The sequence below is a fragment of the Streptomyces sp. BL1 genome, from assembly GCF_057628045.1.
Window position 1 is genome coordinate 6761958 of record NZ_JBXYWZ010000002.1, and the last position, 25265, is coordinate 6787222.

Below are 25265 nucleotides of genomic sequence, written 5' to 3' on the forward strand. Positions count from 1 at the left end.
GTATTGAGGAAATCCGGCTGCTAGCTTCCGGCCATGGATGCCGGTCCCGGAAGCGGGCAACGCGCGAATTTTCTGGTCGAGAAGCACAGCATCGAGTTCATACCGCACGCACTCAGACACGGAAAACCGTCGGACCTGCTCTTCGTCTGGTTCGGCGCCAACATGGAACTGCCCGTCGTCGCGGCCGGAGCCGCCACCGTGGCGAGCGGCATGAGCCTCCCGTGGGCGATCGTCGCGGTCCTCATCGGCGTGACCGCGGGAACTCTCCTGATGGCCGGTCATTCGGCCCAGGGGCCCCATCTGGGACTGCCCCAGATGATTCAGAGCAGAGCCCAATTCGGCTATTACGGCGCCGCGTTCCCGCTGGTTTTCGTCGTCGTCATGTATCTCGGTTTCTACGCCGCCGGAGCGGTTCTCGGCGCACAGGCACTCACCGCGCTCACGGGTCTTCCCATATCGGCGAGCATCGTCGTGCTCTCCGCGCTGAGCGCGCTGGTCGCGGTCTTCGGCTACAACCTCATCCACAAGTTCGAGAAGTATCTGACGGTGCTCGTCGCCGCCGTCTTCCTGGTGCTCACGGCGGCGCTGTTCCTCGGCCACCACGCGGGTGCCGCGGCGGCGCCCCACGCGGACAAGGGGTTCCTGCTGGGCCCGTTCCTGCTCGCGGTGTCCGTATCGGCCACCTCACAGCTCGGTTACGCGCCCTACGTCGCGGACTACTCCCGTTACCTTCCCGAAAAGACCTCCATCTCCAGTGTCTTCTGGTACACCTACGCCGGAGTGGGAATCAGCGGGGTCTGGCTGATGGTCTTCGGCGCAACACTCCAGAAACAGCTTCCCGGCGGCCCCATCGCCGGAATCGGCACCGTCGCGAACGGTGTGGCGGGCTGGTTCGCCGACCTCACGTATCTGGCCCTGATCCTCGGCGTGCTGAGCATCAACGCGCTGAACATCTACGGCGGTTACATGTCGGCGCTCTCCTTCGCGAGCACGTTCTACCGGAAGTTCCGCACCGGACTCGTCCTGCGGCTGTGTTTCATCATCCCGGTGGCCGTGCTCGCCACCTATATGTCGTTCCTCTCGAAGGACCATCTCCTCTCCTCCTTCGAGACGTTCCTCGTCCTCACGCTGGTCCTGATGATTCCCTGGACCTCCATCAATCTGGTCGACTACTACGCGATACGGCACGGCCGGTACGAGGTCGCGGAGATGTTCAAACCGAGGGGAATCTACGGGCGGATCAGCGCGCCCGGAATGGCGGCGTACGCGATCGGATTCGTCGTACAGATACCGTTCATGAGCAACGCGCTGTACGAGGGGCCCGTCGCCCGCATGCTGCACCAGGGAGACGTGTCGTGGGTCGTCGGCGCGATCGTCTCCGGCATCGCCTACTGGATCGCCATGCGGGGCCGGGCCGGCGCGCGGCCCGCTGCCGAAGGCGACGGAGAGCCGCCGGCCCTGATGGCACACGCACGGACGGAAGGGTGAACATGAACCGGTCGGACGGTCCGCACGTCATCGTCGTCGGCTCGGGGGTCATCGGCCTCACGACCGGCATCGCCCTGCAGGAGGCGGGATTCCCCGTCACGGTCTGGGCGGCCCAACCGCCCGAACGCACCACGTCGTCGGTCGCCGGCGCCACCTGGTTCCCCTACCGCGCCTTCCCCGTGGACCGGGTGCTGCGCTGGACCGGCGTCAGCAAGACGCACTTCGACGCGATGGCGCACGACCCGGAACGCACCGGCGTACGCATCCGCGACTCGCTCCAACTCTGGCGCGACACCGAGCTCGACGACCCCTGGTGGGCGAGCGCCGTGCCCGACCTCGGCCGCTGCCCGGCGGACCGGCTGCCGGCAGGCTACGGCAGCGCGTACGTCTTCACACAGCCCGTCCTCACCATGCCCGTCCATCTGCCCTATCTGATGCGGCGCTTCCTTGACGGGGGTGGCACCGTGCTCACCCGGACCGTCAGTTCACTGGACGAGCCCGCGGCCGAGGCCGACGTGGTCGTCAACTGCACCGGTATGGCGGCCAGGGAGCTCGCCGACGACCCCGGGCTCGTCCCCGTACGCGGCCAGTGGGTGCGCGTCGCGAACCCCGGAATCGACCGCGTCGTCGCCGACTTCGGGCACCCGGACGGCGAGGCGTACATCATTCCGCACGAGGACAGCCTGATCCTCGGCGGCACCGCCGAGGAGGGCGCGTGGGACACCGAGCCCGGTGCGGAGACCGCCGCGGCGATCGTCGCGCGCTGCGCCGGGCTCGACGCGCGGCTGCCGGACATGCCGGTGCTCGAACACCGGGCGGCGTTGCGGCCCGTACGGGCCGAGGGTGTACGGCTGGAGGCGGTCACCACGGGGCGGGGAGGGCTCCTCGTGCACAACTATGGGCACGGGGGGTCGGGTGTGACGTTGTCCTGGGGCTGTGCGGAGGAGGTTGCGGCGCTTGTTGGGGGACGGGTGGGGGTTGGCGCCGCGCCGTGAGGGCGGTTGCGCCGTTCCCCGCGCCCCCTGTTTGCGCTGTTTCTTGCGTTTCCCTGGTGGGTGCGGTTTGCGCTGGGGTTTGCGCAGTTCCCCGCGCCCCTTATCTGCGCCGTTCCCCGCGCCCCTGTTGGGGCGTGGGGAACGGCGGTTCGCGCTTTTCAGTGGCCTCGGGTGATCCACTCCTGTAGGTGTGGGGCCTCCGCGCCGATTGTTGTCGAGTCGCCGTGGCCGGTGCGTACGACTGTCTCCTCGGGGAGTGTCAGCAGGTGGGTCTTGATCGACTCGATGATGGTCGGGAAGTGCGAGAACGACTTGCCGGTGGCGCCCGGGCCGCCCTGGAAGAGGGTGTCCCCGCTGAACACCGTGCCCAGCCCCGCGTCGTGGAGACACACCGCGCCCGGCGCGTGGCCCGGCGTGTGCAGGACGGTGAGCACCGTACCGGCGACGGGGATCGCCTGACCCTCGCTCAGCTCGCCGTCCGGGTCGCGGTCGGGGTGGGTCTGCCGCCACAGCGGCAGATCGTCCGGGTGCAGCACGATCGGCGCGCCCGTACGGTCCGCGAGCGCGGGCGCCGCGTCGATGTGGTCGTTGTGCCCGTGAGTGCACACGATGGCCCGCAGATGGCGGTCGCCGAGCGCCTCGGCGATGGCGTCCGCGTCGTGCGCGGCGTCGATGACGAGGGCCTCGCGGTCGTCGCCGACGATCCAGACGTTGTTGTCCACCTCCCACTCGCCGCCGTCGAGCTTGAAGGTGCCGGAGGTGACGAGGTGGTCGATGCGCGCCGCCATCAGAGCGTCACCACCGAACGCAGCACATCGCCTTGGTGCATCCGCTCGAAAGCCTTCTCCACCTGGTCGAGTTCGATCGTCTCGGTGACGAACGCGCCCAGGTCCAGGCGGCCTTGCAGATACAGGTCGATGAGCATCGGGAAGTCCCGTGAGGGCAGACAGTCCCCGTACCAGGACGATTTGAGCGCGCCGCCGCGGCCGAAGACGTCCAGCAGCGGCAGTTCCAGCTTCATCTCCGGCGTGGGCACGCCGACAAGGACGACGGTGCCGGCCAGGTCGCGGGCGTAGAAGGCCTGTTCGTACGTCTCGGGGCGGCCCACCGCCTCGATCACGACGTCGGCGCCGTTGCCGCCGGTCAGCTCCCGGATGCCCTCGATCGGGTCGGTGGAGCGGGAGTTGAGGGTGTGCGTGGCCCCCATCTTCTTCGCCGTCTCCAGCTTCCGGTCCTCCACATCGACCGCGATGATCTTCGCCGCGCCCGCCAGCCGGGCCCCGGCGATGGCCGCGTCGCCGACGCCGCCGCAGCCGATGACCGCGACGGAGTCGCCGCGGCCCACGCTGCCGGTGTTGATCGCGGCACCGATACCGGCCATCACGCCGCAGCCCAGCAGCCCGGCCACCTTCGCGGGCGCCTGCCGGTCCACCTTGGTGCACTGTCCGGCGGCGACCAGGGTCTTCTCCGCGAACGCGCCGATGCCCAGCGCCGGCGACAGCTCCGTCCCGTCGGTGAGCGTCATCTTCTGCTCGGCGTTGTGGGTGTCGAAGCAGTACCAGGGGCGGCCGCGCAGACACGCACGACACTGCCCGCACACCGCACGCCAGTTGAGGATCACGAAGTCGCCGGGGGCGACCTCGTCCACGCCCTCGCCGACCGACTCCACGACTCCCGCGGCCTCATGGCCGAGGAGGAAGGGGAACTCGTCATTGATGCCGCCCTGCTTGTAGTGCAGATCGGTGTGGCACACGCCGCAGGCCTGCACCTGCACCACAGCCTCGCCCGGCCCCGGGTCCGGGATCACGATGGTCTCGACCCGCACCGGCTCGTTCTTCCCCGGAGCGACAACCCCGCGTACTTCCTGCGACATGCTCGCGACCTCCTCGCAAAACGGGGGAGACCTGCGGGCCACCCCTCGCGGACGTGCGGGTCCATGAGATCACGCCCGGACCTGGTACGTCCCGGTTCCGGACGCGTGCGGCGCGATGGCGAGAATGGGGGCCGACCGGATACGTGTACAACGAAATCGGGGAGGACCGGGAACGCCGTGGACCACTCGCGACCAGCAGCCGACGACAGTCCGTCCGTGGGGGACGGGGAAGCGCCGTACGGGACGGTGCCGGAGGGCCGGAAGGCGCCGGACGGGACCGTGCCCGACGGTGCGGTGCCGGGCGGTGCGGTGCCGGGCGGTGGGGCGCCGGAAGGGGAGTCTGCCGGGCCGCCGGACGGGGAGGCGCCGGGCGGAGAAGTGCCGGACGGGGACGGGCCCGTGCAAGGCCGCGGCCGCGGATGGCGGCGCTGGGCGATGGACACCCGTCCGCTGCGGCACCCCGCCTTCCGCCGGCTGTGGACCTCGACCACCATCACCGCCGTCGGCAGCCAGCTCACGGCCGTCGCCGTACCGAAGCAGATCTACGACATCACCGGATCCTCGGCGTGGGTCGGCTACGCCAGCTTCGCCGGGCTGGTGCCGCTGGTGGTCTTCGCCCTGTGGGGCGGCGCCGTCGCCGACACCGTGGACCGGCGCAAACTGCTCCTCGTCACCAACGCGGGCATTGCCGTCACCTCGCTGCTGTTCTGGATCCAGGCCCTCGCCGGGGCGGAGTCCGTCGTCCTGCTGATGGTGCTGCTCGCCCTCCAACAGGCCTTCTTCGGCATGAACTCCCCGACCCGGCAGGCCTCCATACCCCGTCTCGTCACCGAGGCCGAACTCCCCGCCGCCAACGCGCTGGGCTCCACCGTCGCCCAGACCGGCATGATCGTCGGCCCGCTGCTCGCCGGGGCGCTCATCCCGGTCATCGGGCTGCCCGAGCTGTATCTGATCGACAGCCTCGCCCTGTGCGCCGCCGTCTGGGCGGTATGGCGGCTGCCCGCACTGCCGCCGCTCAACAAGACCGCCGGTACGGGGGCGGCCCGGCGGCAGCGTGCGGGATGGCGTGAAGTGGCCGCCGGATTCCGCTACATGGCGTCCAGCCAGGTGCTGCTGCTGTCCTTCGTCGCCGACATCATCGCGATGGTGTTCGGTATGCCCCGGGCCCTGTTCCCGCAGCTCGCGGCCACCACGTACGCGCCGTGGGGCGAAGGCTTCGCGCTCGGCCTGCTGTTCGCGGCCATCCCCATCGGCGCGGTGTCCGGGGGACTGCTGTCCGGCACGTTCTCGCGTGCCCGCGCGCACGGTCGGATGGTCATCGGTTCCGTGGTCGTATGGGGCCTGGCCATCGCCGCGTTCGGGCTCAGCGGGAATCTGTGGCTGGCGGCGCTGTTCCTCGCCGTCGGCGGCGTGGCCGACATGGTGTCCATGGTGTTCCGCGGCGCGATCCTGCAGTCGGCGGCGACGGACGAGATGCGGGGCCGCATGCAGGGCGTGTTCACCGTGGTCGTCGCGGGTGGGCCCCGGCTGGCCGACCTGCTGCACGGGGTGGGGGGCTCGGCGGTGGGGGCCCGTGGGGCGACGGTGGCGGGCGGCGTGTTGGTGGCTGTCGCCATGCTGGGCCTTGCGGTGGCGCGGCCGGCGTTGCGGCGGTATCGGATCTGACGGGGCGTCGTGGTTTTGCGCCGTTCCCCGCGCCCCTGTTTGCGCAGTTCCCCGCGCCCCTTGTCGGGTTTCGCTCTTCGTGCGTGGCGTGCTTGGGTGCGGGTGGCGCTGTGGGTTTGCGCCGTTCCCCGCGCCCCTGATTTCGCGCCGTTCCCCGCGCCCCCCTGTTCGGCGCCTCGTATGTACGGCAACGGGCTTGTCGTGTGGGCGGGTTGGGGTGTGGTACGACACGGGTCAGCCCTGAGTGAAGGAGCGGATGTATGACGGCAGCACGGCCCCCTTTTCCGCCGTTTGATGAGGCGAGTGCGGTGCAGAAGGTGCAGGCCGCCGAGGATGCGTGGAATACGCGTGAGCCGGAGCGGGTGGCTCTCGCGTACACGGAGGACTCGGTGTGGCGGAATCGCGACCGGTTCGTCACCGGGCGGGCGGAGATCGTCGCGTTCCTGACGGAGAAGTGGGAGCGGGAGCTGGACTACGCGCTGCGCAAGGAGTTGTGGACCTTCGGCGGGGACCGGATCGCGGTGCGGTTCCAGTACGAGTGCCGGGACGCGGGCGGCCAGTGGTGGCGCAGCTACGGGAACGAGCTGTGGGAGTTCACCGCGGAGGGGCTGATGCGGCGCAGGGAGGCCAGCATCAACGACGTGGCCATCGACCAGTCCGAGCGCCGCATCACCGGGCCGCGGCCGGAGGCGGAACGGGGCGTCGGGCTGCCGCTGGAGTGACCGGGGGCAGGACTCTCAAGTGCCGGGCAGGGCACGGGCGGAGGGGTGGCGGGGCGTACGGCGGAGCGGCCGTTCGCGCGGCGGGACGCGACACACGGGACGGTACGCGGCGAAACGTTCTGCCAGTCACGCTCCGCTCTAAGGTGATCACGGCAAGTGCCCGTTCCCCTCGGAAGGATCACCTCATGCGTCTGCGTTCCGTCGTCGCCGTCCCGCTCGCCGCCCTCGCCCTCGTGCTGTGCCTGCCCACCGCGTCGTCCGCGGCGGAGGGCCAGTTCTTCTACACGTACCACGGGGTCGCGGGCGCGCAGCGGGGCGTGCTGGAGAACCCGCCGAGCGGCGAGTGCATCAACCTGCCCGAGGCGCGGCAGGCGTGGGCGCAACCGGCGGACTCCACGCGGAACCGGACGGCATCCAGCGCGACGGTGTTCTCCGGCACCGACTGCACCGGCGACGCCTTCACGCACCGGCCCGTCACCGGCTACGGCAGCGCCGACCTCAAGGTGCGGTCGGTGTATTTCTCCTGAGTCATCCTCTGCTGAGCCGCCGTCAGGCGGGCGCCCCGGTGCGGGAGTCCGGGCCGGGGCCCACGACCTTGCCCGGGTTGAGGATGCCGTACGGGTCCAGGGCCTGCTTCACGGAGCGCTGCAACGCGAGGGCCTGCGGGCCGAGTTCCTCGTTCATGCCGCGCATCTTGAGGACGCCGACGCCGTGTTCGCCGGTGACGGTGCCGCCCAGCGCGATCGCCGCGTCGAGGATCTCCTCGAAGGCCAGCTGCGCGCGGGCGCGGGCGGCGTCGTCGCCGGGCTGCGTGATGATGAGCGGGTGCAGGTTGCCGTCGCCGGCGTGCGCGATGTTGGCGACGAGGATGTCGTGGCGGGCGGCGATCTCCTCGACGCGGGCCAGCATGTCGGGGATGAGGGCGCGGGGTACGCACACGTCCTCCGTCAGTACGGGTCCGAGCCGTTCCAGCGCCGGGTACGCGAGGCGGCGCGCCTGGAACAGCGCGTCCGCCTCGTACTGGTCGGAGGACTGTGCCGCGAACGTCGCGCCCGCCGCCTCGAAGCAGGCCAGCATCCGCGCCGCCTCGGCGTCCCCGGCCTCGCCCAGCGCGTCGCTGCGGCCCAGCAGGACGACCTCCGCGTCCGTCGACAGGCCCATGTTCTTCCACTTGTCGACGGCGGCGAGGCAGTGCCGGTCGACGAGTTCGAGCGCGGAGGGGATGACCCCTTCGGCGACGACGGCGCTGACGGCCTCGCCCGCGGCGACGACCGTGTCGAAGTAGCCGACGACCGTGCGTTCCGGCGGGCGCTGGGGGAGGAGGCGCACGGTGATCTCGGTGAGGACGCCGAGGGTGCCCTCGGAGCCCACCATCAGCCCGCACAGGTCGTACCCGGCGACGCCCTTGGCGGTCCGCCGGCCCAGTGTCACGTCCTCGCCCTCGCCGGTGACCATGCGGACGCCGAGCACGTAGTCGCGGGTGACGCCGTACTTGGCGCAGCACATGCCGCCCGCGTTCGTCGCGACGTTGCCGCCGATCGTCGACCACGGCGAGCTGGCCGGGTCCGGCGGATACCAGAGCCCGTGCTCGGCGCAGGCGGCGCGCAAGTCGTCGTTGACGACGCCGGGTTGTACGACGGCCAGCCGCTCGGCCGGGTTGATCTCCAGGACGCGGTTCATGTCCTCGAAGGACACGACGACCGAGCCGTCCACGGCGTTGGCTCCGCCGGACAGGCCCGTTCCGGCGCCGCGCGGTACGAGGGGCAGGCGGTGTTCGACGCAGTACCGCACGAGATCCCGGACCTCGTCCGCGGACTGTGGGCGGACCACGGCGAGGGGCTGCCCGTGCGGGGCCCACTCGGCCTCGTCCTGGCGGTACCGGGCCGTGGAGTCCGGGTCGGTCAGTACGCGGCCGGCGGGGAGTGCCGTGGTGAGGTCCGCGGTCAGTTCCGCCTTGGCACCGTGTGACGGGCCGTTGTCCTCCGGTTCGTTCTTTGCCGGTCCGTTGTCCATGGGGTCCGCCTCCTTGCGCCGCTTCGGGTCATCACATCACCGCCGGTTGCGGGGTGGGCGGGCGGGGTCCCTGCGGGGCGCCTGTGTATGGGTGCGGGGTTGCGTTCCCTGCGCGGGTGCGGTCCGGTGTGCCCACCCGTTCCGCCCTCTGGGCGGACCGCTGCCCACACCGGGCGGTGCCCGCCCCCAGCGCGGGGCGCCTGCGTTGGGTGCGGGGTGCGTTTCCTGCGCAGGTGCGGTCCGGTGTGCCCACCCGTTCCGCCCCTTGGGCGGACCAGCTGCCCACACCGGGGTGTGCCCGCCTCGCGCGGCGGAGCCGCACATCCAATGCAGCCGCCCTCTGGGCGGACCGCGTGCCCACACCTCGGCGGGGGCCGCCCGCAGCGCAGTGCCGCGCAGCTCATGCGTCAGAGTGTGCCGGTGGTGTCTAGGAGTTGGCGTACTGCGGTGCCGTCGGCGAGGGCTTCGAGGGCGTCGTTGATGCCGGTGAGGGGGACCGTTCCGGTGTGCATCTTCTCGACGGGCATCTGTCCCGACCGCCACAGGGCGAGGAAGCGGGGGATGTCCCGCTGCGGGACCGCGTCGCCCATGTACGAGCCGAGCAGCGACTTGCCCTCACCGGCGAAGGCGAGCGCCGGAACGTCCTCCAACGCACGGTCGGGCGCGGGCAGTCCGACCGATACGGCGCGCCCGCCGCGGCCCACTGCGCGCAGGCAGGCGGCGGTGACGGCGGGACTGCCCACCGCTTCCACGGCCAACTCGGCGCCGCCCGCGGTCAGATCGCGTACGGCCTCCTCCGCCTCCTCGGGCGCGAACGCGTGCGAGGCGCCCAGCCGCAGCGCCCGCTGCCGCTTGCTCTCGACGGGGTCGACGGCGACGACCGGCCAGGCCCCGGCGGCGCGGGCGCCGAGCACGGCGGACAGGCCCACGCCGCCCAGCCCGTACACCACGGCGGACTGACCGGGGCGCAGCGCCGCGGTGTTGATGACGGCGCCGGCGCCGGTGAGGACGGCGCAGCCGAAGAGCGAGGCGACGGAGAAGGGAACGTCGCGGGGGATGGGCACCACCGACTCCTGGGCGACGACGGCGCGTTCGGCGAAGGCGGAGACGCCGAGCTGGTGGTGGACCGTACGGCCGGCCGAGTCGGTGAGCAGCGGCGGGCCGTGCAGCAGGCCGCCGGAGCCGTTGGCGGCGGCGGCCGCCGGGCACAGGGCGGGGCGGCCCTCGGCGCAGCGTTCGCAGAAGCCGCAGCTGGGCACGAACACCAGGGACACGTGGTCGCCTTCGGCGACGCGACGTACGCCCGGGCCGGTCTCCTCGACGACGCCGACGGCCTCGTGGCCGAGCGCCATGGGCATCGGCCGGACGCGGTCGCCGTTGACCACGGACAGGTCGGAGTGGCACAGGCTGGCGGCGGCGATCCGTACCAGGACCTCGCCCTCGCGGGGCCCGCCGAGGGTGAGTTCCTCCACGGTGACGGGGCGGGTGTCCTGGTAGGGGCGCGGGGTGCCGGTCTCGCGGAGGACGGCTGCCGTGGTCTTCACGCCGCGGCCCCCTCGCCGGACTCGTCCGGCTCCTCGCCCTGCGGGGCGCAGCGGAGCACGTCGCGCTCCTCCAGCAGCGGGAGCACCTGGTCGAGCACGATGTCCTTGAAGTGCGGGGAGGCGCAGTGGGCCGCGAAGCCGTCCTCGTTGTCGTACTCCTCGTACAGCAGCACGGTCCGCGGGTCCTCCGTGCCCTGGTGTACGCGGTAGCGGCGGCAGGCCGGTTCCTTGCGGGACGCCTCGGCCGCGGTGCCGAGCAGGGACAGTACGTCCTGCTCGCGGCCGGCGACGGTGCGGTAGCGGGCGACGACGACAAAGCTCATGGGCAGACCGTTCGGTTCGGCGGCACGACAGGTGCCACCGTATTTCCGTACCGTGCCCGGCCGGTGACCGGCTCCCCGTGTGTCGGCTTCCCGGTCTTCCCGTGCGCCGGCCGTCCCGCATGCCGGTCGTTCCGCATGCCGTCATCCCGCGCCGCGGGCGTACGGGTGCGGCGGCGGGCACCGAGCGCGGCGGGCGTACGGGCGGGGCCGCTCGCTCCGCCCGTACGGGTCAATTGCCGTGTCCGGCCGGTACGTTCAGCTGTCGCGTTCGGCCGGTTCGTTCGTGTGGCCGCCCAGTTCGGGGCCCGCGTAGTCGGGGCTGGCGAAGTCCGGGCCCGTGTAGCCCGGCTGGGCGCTCTGGTCCTCGTCGGGCTCTTCGGGCGCCATCGCCGCCTCCCGGATGACGCCGTGCAGGAAGGGCAGCATGCCGTCGTCCAGCAGCGACGTCATCCACTCCTCGCGCGCACGCCGTACGGCCGGATCGCGGGGGCCGGGAGGGCGGCCGGGCGGTGCGGCGCGGTTGCGCAGCGCCGTCACCACGACCGCGGTGAGCCCGACGGCGGCGGACAGTGCGGCGAGGCCGGCACAGGCCCAGCCCATGGACGTCAGCGAATCGGCCAACTCCGGCTGGGCACCGGTCAGTCCGAGGCCCGGGCCGAGCAGCAGCAGGGCCACCGCGGCGGTCGCCGACACGGCGGGAACGAGCACGCCGAGCGCGGGAAGCAGCCGCCCGCCGGACTTCGGCCGGGGGCGGCGCGGCGCGGGGGCCGCCTCCCGCGCCGCGAGGTACGCGTCGTACGCGGCGCCGGCCGGAAGGTTCACCGTGTCGGCGGCGTCCCGCGCCCGGGTGCGCAGTCCGGCGATGCCGGGCGCCTCGGGGACGCGCTGCAGCGCGTCGTGGATCTGCGGCGAGTTGAGCGCCGTGTTGAGCGCTCTCTCGAAGTCCGGCATGTCCCGTGCCGCGATGCCGCCGGTGCCGGTCACGTCGTCCCCCATGTCGCTGGCGTCCCCCAACAGTCGTGCTTTCCGGGCCTGTACGGCCGGAGCGGACGGTGTGTCAGACGTTGACGCCGTAGTCCTGCGCGATTCCGGCCAGTCCGGAAGCGTAACCCTGTCCGACGGCGCGAAACTTCCATTCGGCCCCGTGCCGGTACAGCTCGCCGAAGACCATCGCCGTCTCGGTCGCGGCGTCCTCCGACAGGTCGTAGCGGGCGAGTTCGGCTCCGCCGTCCTGGTTCACCACACGGATGAAGGCGTTGCGGACCTGGCCGAAGCTCTGGCCGCGCTGCTCGGCCTCGTGGATGGAAACCGGGAAGACGATCTTCGCGACCTGCGCGGGCACGGTGGCCAGATTCACCTTGACCGACTCGTCGTCGCCCTCGCCCTCACCGGTGAGATTGTCGCCGGTGTGCTCCACGGACGTGTCCGGGCTCACGAGGTTGTTGTAGAAGACGAAGTGCTGGTCGGAGAGGACCTTGCCGTTCGCGTCGCACAACAGCGCGCTGGCGTCCAGGTCGTGGTCGGCGCCGGTGGTCGTACGGACGTCCCACCCGAGTCCGACCAGCACCGCGTTGAGGCCCGGTGCTTCCTTGCTGAGCGAGACGTTGCCGCCCTTGGCGAGTGAGACTCCCACGTTCTCCTCCTGCTGTGTTCGGTGAGCCGGGCCATTAAATCTACATCACTGTAGAAGTAAACCCGGCGGCCCTCACGGCCGTCCCGGGCCGCCGTGGGCGGCCCCTTCGCCGCAGTGTGTCGCAGGAATGCCCGATGCGACCTCCCCTCCCCGTATTTCGCCGTCCGCGCGGGAGGGGAGGGGCGACAGAGCGGCGCCGTTCAGGAAGTGGCCGGCGCCATGGCCCCGCGTACGGCCGCCCGTGCCGGCGCCGCGGTGGGGTCGACGACGGGGGGCGCGCGCCCCGGGACGCCGGCTCCTCGGCGAGCAGCCGCAGCACCGCCCGCTGCCGCCGGTCGGGCAACCCCCGCGGGGTGTCGCCCTGTTCACGGCCCGGCCCCGGAGCGAAGTCGCCGGCCGGCAGACGGTCGAACGCGACCGGGGGTCAGCGCCGTACGTGGGTGTGAGGTCCGTACGCGAGGGCCGGTGCCGTACGCGGGTGTCAGTTGCGTACGCGGGTGTAGACCGAGTCGAGGAGCTGGTCCTTCGCGGGGCCGCGGACGTCCCAGCGCAGGTGCCACTCGTCCGGCGAGACGACGGTGAACGTGCCCTCGTAGTGGTCCGCCGCGCACGGGTGGACCGCCGTCCACCGTCCGGCGCGCAGGTCCAGCGTGTGGAAGGGCCGGCCGTCGGCGAAGAACACGTCCGCCGTGCCGTCGGCGTGCGGCGTCATCCGCAGCGTACGGCCCGCCTCGCGGGACACCTCGCCCCAGTCCATGACGCCGTCCTCGACGTGCAGCCAGGCGCCGTCGCTGTTGCCGGTTCCGCCGTTGTCGCTGCCGTCGCTCTCCGGGCGGAACTCCGCGGTTCCGGTGAAGTGCCCCGTACGGTCGCCGTCGCGCAACTCGCGCTCCACGTGCCACGTACCGGCCAGAAACGCGAGGGCCTCGGGCACCGGCACCGGGGCAGCGCCGTCCGGGCGGCTGTCGTCCGTCATGCCTCGGCGCCTCCGTCTGTCCGCCCGCCCTCACCGGGGCCCTCACCAGGACCTCACGATACAACCGGCCCCACGCCAGGCCCCCGCCCCTCCCGGCCCGCGACGGCCGCCCCGCCTGCGCCGATCGGCCGATTGCCGGGGCGGTGCGGCGGGAGCAGACTCCGATTCCCGGGCGGATTCCCGGCGCGGACTCGCGGCGCGCTTCCGGCAGCGGTGGAGGGGAGTGCCCATGGAGGAAGCCGAGTTCCTGGTCGTCCTCGACGACACCACCCCGGACACCGCGCTCCGCACGCTCCGCGACACAGCCCGCGTGACGCAGGTCCTGCCCCCACGGCTGGCCGTGGTGCTGGCGGGCGAGGAGACGGAACTGGCGGCCCTCCCGGGCGTGACCCGCGTCTACGCGCGGGACGAGGCCGACGACGAGGCCCGCGCGGACGGAACCACGACTGACCCCTGTCGCGGGAGCGACACCCGCCCCGCCGTCGAACTCGACGCCCGGGAGCGGCAGTTCCTTGCCGCGTGGCTGGCCCGGCGCAGCCGGAAGTCGCGGGCCGGGGACGGGCTGGACTGGGATGCGGGCGGGTTCGAGGCGCCCGGCCGGCCGGGGCGGGGAACGTGAGTTCACTGCGGAAGGCGGCCGGGCGGCCGCGGAGGGAAGGGGAGGGCGATGGCTGGTGATCTGCGGGTCCTGGAGGGCATCACGCTCGGAAGCAGGGCGGTCGGGCCGACGGCGGACGGCGCGGACCGGATCGTGCACCGCTACGGCAGGGTCGGCGTCGTACAGCGCGACCCCGCAGCGCCGGCGGCCGAGACCGCCGGCGCGCTGCGCGCCGCCACGGACCTGAGCGCCGTCGAACTCGAAGGGCTGGACGACACGGAGCGGCTGGGCGCCGCGGCACTGCGGCTCCGCCAGTCCGAGGCGTACCGCACACGCAAGGACGCCCGGCCGCGCTCCGGCGAGAGCTGGGACATGACCGGCTGCACGACCGTCGTACCCCCGCCGCAGGGGCTCGCCGCCGTGCCCGCCGGCGCGGGGCCGACCAGTTCGTGGCTGGAGGGCAGCGTCGCCGTCGGCATCGTTCTCGTCCAAGGGCCCACGGAGGAGCTGCGGTTCAGCGGCGCCGAGCAGAACAAGGTGGTCGCCGAGGTGCAGAACGGCCTCGGCTGGTACGCGAGCGTCGCCCCGCAGGCCCGGCTGGAGTTCCACTACGACATCCGCCTCGCGCCCGTCACCGTGACCGCCGATCCCGACGCCGAGGATCTGGAGGCCCGTTGGCGCGACCCGGCGCTCGCCGCACTCGGCCACTCGGCGGGCGGCGCGGGTGCCGCCGCGTACGCCGAGCAGCTGCGCACCACGCTCGGCACCCGCTGGACGTACGTCGCGTTCTTCTCCAAGTACCCGCTGAACCACTTCGCCTACGCGTTCATCGGCGGCCCGTACATGGTCATGGACTACACCCTGGACGGCTGGGGCCCGGACAATATGGACCGGGTGTTCGCGCACGAGACCGGGCACGTCTTCGGCGCTCCGGACGAGTACGCGAGCAGCGGCTGTTCGTGCGACGGCAGGTGGGGCCGGTTCCAACTGCCCAACAGCAACTGTCAGAACTGCGCGCCCGGCGGCGGCACGACGTGTCTCATGCGCGGAAACGAGTTCGCCTTCTGCCAGTTCACGCCCGCGCACCTCGGGCTGTGGCTGGACACCCCGCTCGTCAACCGCAACGTCAGCAAGGTCGCCGAAGTCGCCGGCGCGTCGACGGGCGACGGGGCCGCCGTCACGCAGGGCCCCTTCCACGGCGGTTTCCACCAGCGCTTCCGCCTGGAGGCCGTGGGCGACGGCCTGTTGCGTGCCGTCGCCAGGCACTCGGGCAAGGTCCTCCAGATACGCGGCGCCTCCGCCGACGACGGGACGCCCGCCGAGCAGTGGGTGTGGAACGGCGGTGAGCACCAGCGCTTCCTGATGGAGGACGTCGGCGGCCACGACGTACGGCTGACGGCACGGCACTCCGGGAAGGTCCTCGACGTCCTCGGCGCCTCCGCCGACGACGGCGCCGCGCTCGTGCAGCGGATGTGGACCGGCGACGCCGGCCAGCGCTGGGGATACCGGGGAACGGCGGTGCAGGTCCGGCACTCGGGCAAGGTCCTCGACGTGCGGGGAGCCTCGTACGACAACGGCGCCGACCTCATCCAGTGGCGCAACAACACCGGAGACAACCAGGAGTTCCTCGTCCAGCCGCTGCCCGACGGGTACGTACGGCTGGTCGCCAAGCACTCCGGGAAGGTCCTCGACGTGTTCGGCGCGTCCGGCGCGGACGGCGCGCACGTCGTGCAGTGGGACTGGAACGGCGGCGACAACCAGCGCTTCCGCATGGAGGACACGGGCGACAAGTACATCCGCTTCACCGCCAAGCACTCCGGCCAGGTCCTCGACGTGTCCGGCGCCTCCCTGGACGGCGGCGCGCAGATCGTCCAGTGGCCGTGGAACGGAGGCGACAACCAGCGCTGGCTCCTCCCGTGACCCGCGCGCATCAGCGGGCGGGACCCGGACCGCGTTCCGTACGGTCGGAGCCGCACTTCATACGGGCGAGGCCGCGCGTCATACGGGCGAACGGGCCGTCCCGGGTACAGGGTTGACGCCATGGACACCAAGGCGTGGCTCGTGGTCGCCGCAGTCGTCGCGCTGCTCGTCGCGATTCTCGCGGCCGTTCTCCTCGTCCGCGTGGTGCGGGCCAGGAAACTGCTGCTCGACGCGGGGATCCCGCTCCGCCACAAGGCGCTGTTCTGGGCCGCCGTGATCTACACCGTCTCGCCCGTCGACCTGATCCCCGACCCCGTCTACCTCGACGACGTCGGCGTACTGCTCGTCGCGCTGCACTCGTTGCACGCGGCCGCGACCGCGGTCCGTACGCCGTCGGTGCCGGCGGACGGGACGGGTACGCGTACGGGTACCGGCACGCGTACGGGTACCGGCACGCGTACGGGGACGGCCCCGCGTACGGACAGCGGAACGGGCACGGGTACGGCTCCGGGCACGGGCTCAGGCGCGGGCTCAGGCACGGGTTCAGGCACGGGGAAGGAGCCCCGGAAGCGGTGACCCGGAGCGGCGTCGCAGGCCCCCCGGAGCACCGTGCCGGGCCCCGCCGCCCGTCGGGATCCGGCCGTATCGCGGCTCAACCGCGCACGGTGGACGGCCCGTTGAGGCCGACCGGGAGAGAATCGCGCTCATGACCATCACCGAGATACCGGGCCCCGCCGGCCTCCCCGTCGTGGGCTCGATGCTCGCGCTGCAGCGCGACTCCCTCGATACCTTCCTGCGCGCACGGCACGACTACGGGGACATCGTGCGCGTGTGGGGCGGACCACCGGGGCTGCGCACCGTCATCCACGGAGTGTTCTCGGCGGCAGGCGCACAGCGAGTCCTCGCCGGCGAAGCCGCCAACTTCCGCAAGGACAACCCCTTCTACGGCGAGGTCAGGGAGTCCTTCGGCAACGGCCTGCTCACCGCGCAGGACGGCGACTACATGCGCCAACGGCGCCTCGTACAGCCCCTGTTCACCAAGCGCCGCGTCGACGGCTACGCCGAGGCCGTCGCGGAGGAGGCCTCGGCCGCCGCGGCCCGCTGGAGCCGCACCCCGGACGGCACGACCGACCTCGTGGGCGACATGAGCCGGCTCGCGCTGCGTACCGTCGCCCGCATCCTCTTCGGCACCGACGTCGAGGCCGCCGTCGACGTCATCCACCGCTGCTTCCCCGTCATCAACGACTATGTCCTGCGCCGCGGTTACTCCCCGCTCAACCCGCCCCGCAGCTGGCCGCTGCCCGCCAACCGGCGCGCCGAGACGGCGACCCGCGAGGTGTACGGGGTGTGCGACCGCATCATCTCCGAACGCCGCGCCGACGGCGACAAGGGCGACGACCTGCTCGCGCTGCTCGCCCGCGCCCGCAGCGACGAGGACCGCGCACTGGACGCGGACGAACTCCGCGACCAGGTCCTCATCTTCCTCCTCGCAGGCCACGAGACCACCGCCACCTCCATGGCCTTCACCCTGCACCTGCTGGCCCGGCACCCCGAACAACAGCGCACCGCCCAGCAGGAGATCGCCCGCGTCCTCGGCGACCGCGACCCCACCGCCGCCGACATGGAGCGGCTGCCCTATCTGACGCGCTGCCTGAAAGAGGCCATGCGGCTCTATCCGGCCGCGCCCGTCATCGGCCGCCGTGCCGTCGCCGACTGCGAGATCGACGGCCACCTCATTCCCGCGGGCGCCGACGTGGTCGTCGCCCCCTGGGTCACCCACCGGCACCCGGGTCTGTGGGAGGACCCCGACCGGTTCGAACCCGACCGGTTCACCCCGGACCGCGAGGCGGAACGCCACCGGTACGCCTGGTTCCCCTTCGGCGGCGGCCCGCGCGCGTGCATCGGCCAGCACTTCTCGATGCTGGAGTCCGTCCTCGCCCTGGCCGTGCTGCTGCGTGCGTACGACCTGGAGGCCGTGGACCACGAGGTGCCGCTGTCCGCCGGCATCACCCTCCAGGCCACCGGTCCCGCACGCGTACGGGTCACGCCGCGCGGATAACCCGCCGGGGCGAGCCGCATGCACCGTTTCGTGCGCCCGGGGAGGTGCTGGGCGGGTGCGGCTCGCGCTGGGGTTTGCGCAGTTCCCCGCGCCCCTGATCGTTGCGCAGTTCCCCGCGCCCCTTTCGGGGCGCGGGGTGACGGTGTCAGCCGGGGAGGTGTGCCCGCAGCAGGAACGCCGGGAGGAGGGCGCGGCCCCGCGCGTCACGTTCGTGCGGGACGGGGATCTCCTCCGGCAGCACGGCCGTGATGTGCGAGGGCTGTACGTCGTCCACGGTCCAGAACGCGCCCACGGCGTCCCGGAGTTCCTGTTCGCCGACGGTGTTGGGGCCCTGATCCGTGGGGAATTGCGCCGCGTTCGAGAAAACCAGTACGTGCAATACGGCACCGGGAGCGGAAGACCGCGCAATGGCGGCGAGATAGGCGGGACGGGCCTCGACGGGCATGGAATGGAAAAGGGTGCTGTCGATGACCGTACGGAACCGGCCGTCGTATCCGGAGAGTTCGGTCACGTCCGCCACCTCGAACTCCACGGCGCCTCCGCGCGAGCCGGCGGATTCCCGGGCCTGCTCGATCGCGTGGGGCGAGGCGTCCACCCCCACCGCCTCGAATCCGCGCGCCGCGAGGTACTGCGTGGTCTCCCCGACGCCGCAGCCCGCGTCCAGTACGGGACCGCGCACGTCACCGGAGTCGACGATCCGCGCGATGGGCGGCTGCGGTTCACCGATGTTCCACGGAACGTGGTCGAGCCCCTCCATCATCGGCTCTCCCGCGTACGCGGCATCGAATTCCGGAAGGTACTGGCTCATGACGGGCCTCCAGATCGCGAGTCCGGCGTACGCGCGTATGCGTTCGGCAGTACGTTACGCACGCCGGGAAAGGGGCATTCGCCGGCGACGGTACACCTCGGAAGAACCAGAATCCGCGCCGGGACGCCCCCCTTTCCGCATATCGTTCCACCGGCCGACCCCACCGGATTCCCGTACTGCGTACGCAGCAGAACACCCCAGTACGGAACAACTCCCAGCGCTGTACGCGGGGGTGCAGGGGACGCATGTCTCAGTCGTGGGTCTGCCGGGGATGCAGCAGCATGCCGGCCTCGGCGCGAACGCCGGGGTCCTCGTCCGAGGCGAGTGTCGCGAGGAACCCGGCGAACTCGTCCGCCCGGCCGTGGGCGAGCATCCGATCCTGATGGAAGTACACCGCGCCGCTGAGCTGATCGACTGTGCACCACTGCCCGGCCCGGGACAGCGCGGACAGCACCGCGCGCAAGCCGGCGAGGTCGCCCCGTTCCAGCAGAGCCTCTGCCGTCGCCTGGGTGACGCCCGTGTCGTGGGCATCCAACAGGAGCCGGTCCAGGGCCGGCGAGACCCCGTCGTGCTCCACCCACGCGGCCAGCAGTCGTCCGGCGGCGGCGCGGACCGCCCACTTTTCCGACGCGGCGCCGCGCAGCGCGGCGGCCACCGCGGGCTCGTCCTCGCTGGTGTGCATTTCCCCATGGTGCCGGGCATCAGCCGTGCGCCCAACGTGTTTTTGAGGGGGCGGCGAGCCGAACGAGATGTCCTGTCGCGACCGGATCCGCGCGACCCGCACGCGGCGAACACGGCTACGAGGCGGCGAACGCGGCTACGACGCGGCGCGGTGCACTTGTGCGGCGAGGGTGAGGTCCTGCCAGGCCATGCCGACCGACTTGAAGAGGCGCGGGCGGTCCGGGGCGGCGGTGTGCGTACCCCGGACAATGTCCTGCAGGGGCAGGAGCTGATCTTCCGTCAGGAGGCCTTCTGCCAGGGGCAGTACGATGTCGCCCGCCTCCCGCCGGGCCGTGGCGGCGTCCTCGACGACGACCGTGGAGCGGGTGACGGTGGCCGTGTCGACCTCCCGTGCGGTGGGCGTGTGCGAGCCCATGGCGACGATCGTCGCCTGCGGGGCGAGGCGCCGCCCGTCGAAGAGCGGCTCCTGCGCGGAGGTGCAGCACGCGACGATGCCCGCCTCTTCCAGCGCTTCCGGTCCCGCGGCGCGGGCCGGAAGTCCTGCCGCCCGGCACTGGTTCACCAGCGCGTCGACAGCCTCCGGGCGCCGGCCCGCCACGTCGACGACGGCCGGCTCGCGTACGTGGCGGATCGCCGTCGCGTGCGCGAACGCCTGCGGCCCCGTGCCGTAGAGCAGCAGCCGGTCCGCGTCCTTCTCCGCCAGGCAGTCGACGGCCAGCGCGGACACGGCCGACGTACGGCGCAACGTCAGCTCCGGACCGTCGAGGACGGCCAGCGGCTGCAACGACGCGGCGTCCAGCAGGAGATACGTACCGGTGATGCGGGGCAGCCCCCGCTCCGGATTGCCGGGCGCGACACCCGCCACCTTCACGCCCGCGTACGCACCGTGCTCGGCCGGCATGAGCAGCAAGTGCCCTGCCGAGAGCGGTACTTGGGTACGCGCGGGCGTGGCCGTCACGTCGAGCCCGCCGGTCAGGGCCGAGCGCAGCGCCGCGACGGCGTCTCCGACAGGCAGCAGCCGGTCGAGCGCGGCGCCGTCAAGAACGGGGAGGGAGTTGCCGGTTGAGATCATGGCCCCAGTAGACAAGAACTCCCGCTCGTGACGCTGCCTCCCGCGGCATCCGGTGGTGCGTACGGTCCGGCCCTACGGTCCGGTCGTCGTCAGTCCCACGGGCCGATGTCCGGCGGCGGGACGGTGATGTTGCAGTCCGGGTTGCCGGAGATCCCGCAGTCGTGCTCGTAGTCCGGCGTGGGCTCCACGCCGCCGGTGTCGGGCAGTGCGGTGTCCGGGTCGAAGGTGTCCGGCAGCGACGTGTCGGTGTCGAGGTCGTCGGAGAGCGGGACTTCCGTATCGAGGTCGTCCGGCAGCGGAACGTCCGTGTCGAGATCGTCCGGCAGCGGGACGTCGGTGTCGAGGTCGTCCGGGTCGAACGTCTCCGGGTCGAAGCTGTCCGGCACCGAGGTGGTGATGGAAGGGACGGGGTCGGGTACGTCGTCGGTGCACGCCGTCGCCCCGAACAAGAACAGGGCCACCGCGCCCGCGGCCACCCAAGAGCGGATCTTGACCATGCGAATCCCCCGATTCGTACGGGCGCCGCCCCCGCAACGGGGCTGATGCGGGCCCGCCACCCCTCAAGACGGCAACCGGAACCCGTCGGTTCCCCTTCCGTGCCGAAACCGGGGACGGCTGGCGGCCGTTCCCTCGCGTGTGCTCGACTGACCCCGTGGAAGCCCTCGCCGCCAGCATCGTCGCCGTCCTCGGAACCCTCCTCGGGGCCGGCCTCACACACCGCTTCCAGCAGCGGGCCGCCGCCCGGAGCGAGACGTTCACCCGGGACGAGAGGCTCCGCCAGGAGCGCCTCGACGTCTACAGCGGCTTCGCCGGGACCCTCGTCAACTTCCGGCGCAGCATGGTGCACCGCTGGTTCTGCGAGAACAGCGACACCCTGCGCGACCAGTCCTCCGAGGCCCGCGTCCGCTCGTACGACCTGCGGGCCGAGGCCCAAGAGGCCCTGTTCCGCGTGCAGATGGTCACCGACGACTCCGGTCTGGTCGCGCAGGCCGAGGAGGTTTTCCAGGCCATCGACGGCATGCACAAGGTGTCGGACCGGGCCGCGTTCGAGGCCCGCAGGGACAGCACGCGTGCGCTGATCGGCGGCTTCGTCGCCGCGGCCAAGCCCCACGCCCGGGAGTCCGTCGACGCCCCCTGACCGTGCCGCGCCGCCAGGCCCGCCGTGCCGCGCGGAGGGGGCGCGGGGGCGCGGGACGCCGAGGGGCGTGAGGGGGCGAGGGGCGCGTGGCCGGAGGCGGGCCCGCGCCCTGGACCGGGGGGCCGGGGGTCCCTAGCGTAAGCGGGCGTCAGAGCAACGCCCCCTGCGTGCTCTCCAGTTGCCGAGGAGCGTCATGGCCTCCACCCCTGCCCCCACACCGGCCTCCCCGCGGCCCGTCCCGCCCGACATCCTCTCGACGGATTTCATGACGGATCCGTACGCCGCCTACCGCGTCCTGCGGGAGGAGTACCCGCTGCACTGGCACGAGGGCACCGGGAGCTATCTGATCTCCCGGCACGAGGACGTCCAACGCGCCTTCCGCGACCCGGTGTTCACGACGCGGAACTACGACTGGCAGCTGGAGCCCGTACACGGCCGCACCATGGTCCAGATGAGCGGCCGCGAACACGCCGTACGCCGGGCCCTGGTGGCGCCCGCCTTCCGCGGGCGGATGCTGGAGGAGCGGTTCCGGCCCGTCATCGAACGGAACGCCCGCGAACTCCTCGACAACGTACGGGACTTGGGCCGCGCCGACCTCGTCGGCGACTTCGCCACCCGGTTCCCCATCAACGTCATCGTCGACATGCTCGCCCTCGACAAGGCGGACCATCCGCGCTTCCACGCCTGGTACACGGCGATCGTCGCGTTCTTCTCCAACCTCTCCCAGAACCCGGAGGTCGCCGCTGCCGGCCTCCGTACGCGCGACGAGCTGGCCGCGTACATGATCCCCGTCATCCGCGACCGCCGCGCACACCCCGGCGACGACCTGCTGTCCTCGCTGTGCGAGGCGGAGATCGACGGGACGCGCATGACCGACGAGGAGATCAAGGCGTTCATCAGCCTGCTGTTCGCCGCGGGCGGGGAGACCACGGACAAGGCCATCGCCAGCGTCATGCGGAACCTGCTGGAGCACCCGGAGCAGCTCGCCGCCGTACGGGCCGACCGAGAACTCATCGGCAGAGCGCTCGCCGAGACCCTCCGCTACACACCGCCCGTCCACATGATCAACCGTGAGCCGTCGGAGGACGTGAAGCTCTCCGGCGGTGTGGTGCCGGCCGGTGCGACCGTCAACTGCCTCATCGGCGCGGCCAATCGGGACGGCGGCCGCTTCCGCAACCCCGACACGTTCGACCTGTTCCGCGACGACCTGGACGCCGACACGGCGTTCTCCGCCGCCGCGGGACACCTCGCCTTCGCCCTCGGCCGGCACTTCTGTGTCGGTGCCCTGCTCGCCAAGACGGAGGTCGAGGTCGGAGTCGGTCAACTCCTCGACACCATGCCGGACATGCGGCTGGAGGAGGACCATGTGCCGGTCGAGCGCGGCGTGTTCACCCGCGGCCCGGCCTCGCTGCCGGTGCGGTTCACCCCGGTGGGGTCCGGAGTGTGACGGGCCGCCCGCGAGAGGGGGCGCCCGTGAGAGGGGCCGCCTGTGAGAGGGGCCGCCCGTGGGAGGGGCCGCCCGTGAGAGGGGCGGCCCGTGAGAGCGGCCACCCGTGAGAGGGGGCGCCCGTGGGAGGGGCCCGTACAGCCCTCGTCCCCGTCCCGAGGGGAGGGGACGGGGACGAGGGAGCCGTGGCCGGAGCCGTCACGCACCCGGCGGTCCGCGGCGGACGCGCGGGCCCGTGGCGGGAACGCGGCGGTCCGCGGCGGCGGTCCGCGGCGGAGGTCAGCCCTTGGCCAGACCCGACAGCTTCCTCTCCTTCTGCGAGAGCTTGGCGGGGTGCTTGGTCTTGCACAGCGGCACCTCGCCGGTGTTGGCGATGTACCGGGCCGGGACCCAGCGCTGGCCGCCCCGCAGCTTGTACCAGACGGTGTTGCCCTCGACGCTCTGCGCGCGGACCTTGCAGTCCAGCCCCACCTGCTGGCGGTGCTTGAGTACGGCACGCACCGAGGAGTCGGTACTCAGATACTGACGGGCGTTCACGCCGGGCGACGCCATGACGGTGCCGTACGGCTTGGCGGGCGGCGCGGACTGCGTGGCCTGAGCCACGCCGGTGACGGCCAGCAGCAGGGACGCGGCGGCTGCGCCGAGCGCGGCCGAAACACGGGAAGGACGCACAGAAACCTCCGGTAGTGCGGTAGCTCACGAACGTGCTACAGGTTCCGCCGGGCGGGCCCCGAACCGGTGTGATTGGTCCGTTGGTGGGCCGTGCCGTCCGGCGGGTCTGCGGGTCGGCGGCGCTCGGGGGACTCGCTCCGGTTCCGGGAGGGGGTGTGTGCTGATACCCCTCCCCGGTAGGTAGGGTCGGGGCGGGAGGTACCGGAATGAGGATGAGCGGAAGCGCACAGGAGGGCGGCGCCGTGCGGCGTCTCCTGCTGGTTGTCGCGCTCGTCCTCGGCATCTTCACGATGCACACCCTCGGCCACCCCGACGGCTCTTCGGGCTCCGGAAGCCACGGGGGCGCGCACGCGGCGAGCGGCGCGGAGGCGGGGTCCGGTTCGCACGCGGGGAGCGGTACGCACGCGGGGTCCGGTTCGCACGTGGCCAGCGGTACGTACGCGGGATCCGGTGCGTACGCCCCTGGGGAACACGCCGCGGCCGGTCACTCGGCGGCGGGCAACGCAATGGCGGGTCACGCCCCCGCAACCCACACCTCCACCGGCCACGCGCTCGACGGCGGCGCGCACATGGACGTTCCGCCCGGCCCGGTCGCCGACGACCCCGCCGGGGTCGCCGCGCAGCACGAGCCCGGTGAGGGAATGGACATGACCGGCCTGTGCCTGGCCGTGCTCAGCGTGTGGGCCTTGGCCGGCCTGCTGTGTGCGGCCCTGGTCCGGCTTCGCGGCCTGCCGACGAACCTGCTCGCGTACGCGGTCCGCCTCCTGCGTACCGACCCGCCGCCGCGTCCGCCCACCCTCGCTCAGCTGTCGATCCTGCGGATTTAGGCCGAACTCCTCGCGTACGGGCGCCCGTTGCGTACGGGCGTGTCCGCGCGCTGCCCGCACGCGCCTCGCACGCCACACGTGCGTCCGTTCCGCGTGCGCGCTTCGACCGTCCACAGCACCGACAGCACAGAGAACGAGGTCTCACCATGACCGCCCACAAGTCTGCCCACCGCCGCCTGCTCGCCGTCGCGGGAGCCGTTGCCGCGGGGGCGCTGGTCCTCGCCGGATGCGGCGACTCCGGCACGCAGTCCGGATCCCAGTCCGGTACGGAGAAGGGGAGCGGCCACAGCGGCCACGGCTCCGGCTCCTCGCAGCAGCCGAAGTCCGGCAAGTCCCCGGCGCCGGGGGCCTTCAACGACGCGGACGTGATGTTCGCGCAGATGATGATCCCGCACCACGAGCAGGCGCTGAAGATGTCCGAACTGGCCGCGGACCGGGCCTCCGACAAGGAGGTCCGGAAGATGGCCGCGGACATCGAGAAGGCGCAGGGTCCGGAGATCAGGACGATGAAGTCCTGGCTCAAGTCGTGGGGCAAGCCCACGTCCGCCGGCCACGGCGGAATGGACCACAGCATGTCCGGGATGCTGTCCGACAAGGACATGAAGGCCCTGAAGGCGGCCGACGGCAAGGAGTTCGACCGCCGGTTCACGAAGCTGATGGTGGACCACCACAAGGGCGCGATCGACATGGCCGAGGAGGAGAGCGGCAAGGGCCGCAACGCGACGGCCAAGAAGCTCGCCTCCGACGTCGCGAAGTCCCAGTCCAAGGAGATCAACCACCTCCAGCACCTCCACAACTCCCTCTGACCCAC

General features: G+C 72.1%; 26 protein-coding genes. 13 read left to right on the plus strand and 13 right to left on the minus strand.

Going from position 1 to position 25265, the window contains the following annotated elements; genetic code table 11:
* The first annotated feature begins 33 nt into the window (after positions 1–33).
* Both AC3AGO_RS29570 and AC3AGO_RS29575 read left to right on the plus strand, forming a co-directional pair.
* Positions 34–1488, plus strand: coding sequence for a purine-cytosine permease family protein (locus tag AC3AGO_RS29570; protein ID WP_487823313.1), 1455 nt, complete (start codon positions 34–36; stop codon positions 1486–1488).
* Positions 1489–1490: 2 nt separating this feature from the next.
* Positions 1491–2483 carry an FAD-dependent oxidoreductase gene (locus AC3AGO_RS29575; RefSeq protein ID WP_487823314.1) on the plus strand — a complete coding sequence of 331 codons (993 nt, stop codon included), beginning with the start codon at positions 1491–1493 and terminating at the stop codon, positions 2481–2483.
* A gap of 158 nt (positions 2484–2641) precedes the next feature.
* On the opposite strand, the gene AC3AGO_RS29580 is transcribed toward AC3AGO_RS29575, so the two are convergent.
* Together AC3AGO_RS29580 and AC3AGO_RS29585 are read right to left on the minus strand one after the other, a co-directional pair.
* Positions 2642–3271, minus strand: a complete 630-nt coding sequence (locus AC3AGO_RS29580; RefSeq protein ID WP_487823315.1) for an MBL fold metallo-hydrolase — start codon at positions 3269–3271, stop codon at positions 2642–2644.
* Entirely contained in the window at positions 3271–4356 is a 1086-nt protein-coding gene (locus AC3AGO_RS29585) for an S-(hydroxymethyl)mycothiol dehydrogenase (RefSeq protein ID WP_487823316.1), read from the minus strand. The genes AC3AGO_RS29580 and AC3AGO_RS29585 overlap by 1 nt, the downstream gene beginning before the upstream one ends.
* A 378-nt stretch (positions 4357–4734) precedes the next feature.
* On the opposite strand from AC3AGO_RS29585, the gene AC3AGO_RS29590 reads away from it, so the two are divergent.
* The 3 genes from AC3AGO_RS29590 (at position 4735) to AC3AGO_RS29600 (ending at position 7270) form a co-directional block, all read left to right on the plus strand.
* Positions 4735–6021, plus strand: a complete 1287-nt coding sequence (locus AC3AGO_RS29590) for an MFS transporter (protein ID WP_487824863.1) — start codon at positions 4735–4737, stop codon at positions 6019–6021.
* Positions 6022–6281: 260 nt separating this feature from the next.
* Positions 6282–6743 carry a nuclear transport factor 2 family protein gene (locus AC3AGO_RS29595; protein ID WP_487823317.1) on the plus strand — a complete coding sequence of 154 codons (462 nt, stop codon included), beginning with the start codon at positions 6282–6284 and terminating at the stop codon, positions 6741–6743.
* 185 nt (positions 6744–6928) lie between these two features.
* Positions 6929–7270 (plus strand): hypothetical protein, encoded by a 342-nt coding sequence (locus AC3AGO_RS29600; protein WP_487823318.1) that lies wholly within the window; start codon positions 6929–6931, stop codon positions 7268–7270.
* A 22-nt stretch (positions 7271–7292) separates the two neighbouring features.
* Here the strand turns inward: AC3AGO_RS29600 and AC3AGO_RS29605 are convergent, their stop codons facing one another.
* The 6 genes from AC3AGO_RS29605 to AC3AGO_RS29630 all read right to left on the minus strand — a co-directional run bounded on the left by AC3AGO_RS29605 (position 7293) and on the right by AC3AGO_RS29630 (position 13232).
* Positions 7293–8756 (minus strand): FAD-binding oxidoreductase, encoded by a 1464-nt coding sequence (locus tag AC3AGO_RS29605; protein WP_487823319.1) that lies wholly within the window; start codon positions 8754–8756, stop codon positions 7293–7295.
* A 407-nt stretch (positions 8757–9163) separates the two neighbouring features.
* Positions 9164–10300 carry an alcohol dehydrogenase catalytic domain-containing protein gene (locus AC3AGO_RS29610; protein ID WP_487823320.1) on the minus strand — a complete coding sequence of 379 codons (1137 nt, stop codon included), beginning with the start codon at positions 10298–10300 and terminating at the stop codon, positions 9164–9166.
* Positions 10297–10623, minus strand: a complete 327-nt coding sequence (locus AC3AGO_RS29615; protein ID WP_487823321.1) for a putative quinol monooxygenase — start codon at positions 10621–10623, stop codon at positions 10297–10299. Before AC3AGO_RS29615 ends, AC3AGO_RS29610 begins: the two co-directional genes overlap by 4 nt.
* A gap of 255 nt (positions 10624–10878) precedes the next feature.
* The gene (locus AC3AGO_RS29620) at positions 10879–11619 is read right to left on the minus strand and encodes a hypothetical protein (protein WP_487823322.1); all 741 of its coding nucleotides are present in this window, start codon (positions 11617–11619) and stop codon (positions 10879–10881) included.
* A 61-nt stretch (positions 11620–11680) separates the two neighbouring features.
* Positions 11681–12256, minus strand: coding sequence for a TerD family protein (locus AC3AGO_RS29625; protein ID WP_487823323.1), 576 nt, complete (start codon positions 12254–12256; stop codon positions 11681–11683).
* A gap of 481 nt (positions 12257–12737) precedes the next feature.
* On the minus strand, positions 12738–13232 hold the full coding sequence (locus AC3AGO_RS29630; protein WP_487823324.1) for a DUF6314 family protein: 495 nt from the start codon (positions 13230–13232) through the stop codon (positions 12738–12740).
* Between the two features lie 229 nt (positions 13233–13461).
* Here AC3AGO_RS29630 and AC3AGO_RS29635 point away from each other — a divergent pair, with 229 nt between their 5' ends.
* The 4 genes from AC3AGO_RS29635 to AC3AGO_RS29650 all read left to right on the plus strand — a co-directional run bounded on the left by AC3AGO_RS29635 (position 13462) and on the right by AC3AGO_RS29650 (position 17809).
* Positions 13462–13851 (plus strand): hypothetical protein, encoded by a 390-nt coding sequence (locus tag AC3AGO_RS29635; RefSeq protein WP_487823325.1) that lies wholly within the window; start codon positions 13462–13464, stop codon positions 13849–13851.
* A 48-nt stretch (positions 13852–13899) separates the two neighbouring features.
* A complete protein-coding gene (locus AC3AGO_RS29640) occupies positions 13900–15750 on the plus strand; it encodes an RICIN domain-containing protein (RefSeq protein WP_487823326.1) in 1851 nt (616 codons plus the stop codon).
* Positions 15751–15870: 120 nt separating this feature from the next.
* The gene (locus tag AC3AGO_RS29645; RefSeq protein ID WP_487823327.1) at positions 15871–16326 is read left to right on the plus strand and encodes a YkvA family protein; all 456 of its coding nucleotides are present in this window, start codon (positions 15871–15873) and stop codon (positions 16324–16326) included.
* Positions 16327–16456: 130 nt separating this feature from the next.
* Complete coding sequence (locus tag AC3AGO_RS29650; protein ID WP_487823328.1) at positions 16457–17809, plus strand: cytochrome P450; 1353 nt, start codon at positions 16457–16459, stop codon at positions 17807–17809.
* 145 nt (positions 17810–17954) lie between these two features.
* On the opposite strand, the gene AC3AGO_RS29655 is transcribed toward AC3AGO_RS29650, so the two are convergent.
* The 4 genes from AC3AGO_RS29655 to AC3AGO_RS29670 all read right to left on the minus strand — a co-directional run bounded on the left by AC3AGO_RS29655 (position 17955) and on the right by AC3AGO_RS29670 (position 20867).
* Positions 17955–18617 (minus strand): class I SAM-dependent methyltransferase, encoded by a 663-nt coding sequence (locus tag AC3AGO_RS29655; RefSeq protein WP_487823329.1) that lies wholly within the window; start codon positions 18615–18617, stop codon positions 17955–17957.
* Positions 18618–18867: 250 nt separating this feature from the next.
* The gene (locus AC3AGO_RS29660; protein ID WP_487823330.1) at positions 18868–19299 is read right to left on the minus strand and encodes a hypothetical protein; all 432 of its coding nucleotides are present in this window, start codon (positions 19297–19299) and stop codon (positions 18868–18870) included.
* Between the two features lie 135 nt (positions 19300–19434).
* On the minus strand, positions 19435–20370 hold the full coding sequence (locus AC3AGO_RS29665) for an ornithine cyclodeaminase family protein (RefSeq protein ID WP_487823331.1): 936 nt from the start codon (positions 20368–20370) through the stop codon (positions 19435–19437).
* An 89-nt stretch (positions 20371–20459) separates the two neighbouring features.
* Complete coding sequence (locus tag AC3AGO_RS29670; RefSeq protein WP_487823332.1) at positions 20460–20867, minus strand: hypothetical protein; 408 nt, start codon at positions 20865–20867, stop codon at positions 20460–20462.
* A 155-nt stretch (positions 20868–21022) separates the two neighbouring features.
* Here AC3AGO_RS29670 and AC3AGO_RS29675 point away from each other — a divergent pair, with 155 nt between their 5' ends.
* Together AC3AGO_RS29675 and AC3AGO_RS29680 are read left to right on the plus strand one after the other, a co-directional pair.
* Positions 21023–21508, plus strand: a complete 486-nt coding sequence (locus AC3AGO_RS29675; RefSeq protein ID WP_487823333.1) for a hypothetical protein — start codon at positions 21023–21025, stop codon at positions 21506–21508.
* A gap of 193 nt (positions 21509–21701) precedes the next feature.
* Positions 21702–22955, plus strand: coding sequence for a cytochrome P450 (locus tag AC3AGO_RS29680; RefSeq protein ID WP_487823334.1), 1254 nt, complete (start codon positions 21702–21704; stop codon positions 22953–22955).
* Positions 22956–23234: 279 nt separating this feature from the next.
* Here the strand turns inward: AC3AGO_RS29680 and AC3AGO_RS29685 are convergent, their stop codons facing one another.
* Positions 23235–23627 (minus strand): SH3 domain-containing protein, encoded by a 393-nt coding sequence (locus AC3AGO_RS29685; RefSeq protein ID WP_487823335.1) that lies wholly within the window; start codon positions 23625–23627, stop codon positions 23235–23237.
* Between the two features lie 212 nt (positions 23628–23839).
* On the opposite strand from AC3AGO_RS29685, the gene AC3AGO_RS29690 reads away from it, so the two are divergent.
* Together AC3AGO_RS29690 and AC3AGO_RS29695 are read left to right on the plus strand one after the other, a co-directional pair.
* Positions 23840–24454 (plus strand): hypothetical protein, encoded by a 615-nt coding sequence (locus AC3AGO_RS29690; RefSeq protein WP_487823336.1) that lies wholly within the window; start codon positions 23840–23842, stop codon positions 24452–24454.
* Positions 24455–24600: 146 nt separating this feature from the next.
* Entirely contained in the window at positions 24601–25260 is a 660-nt protein-coding gene (locus tag AC3AGO_RS29695; RefSeq protein ID WP_487823337.1) for a DUF305 domain-containing protein, read from the plus strand.
* Positions 25261–25265 lie beyond the last annotated feature (5 nt).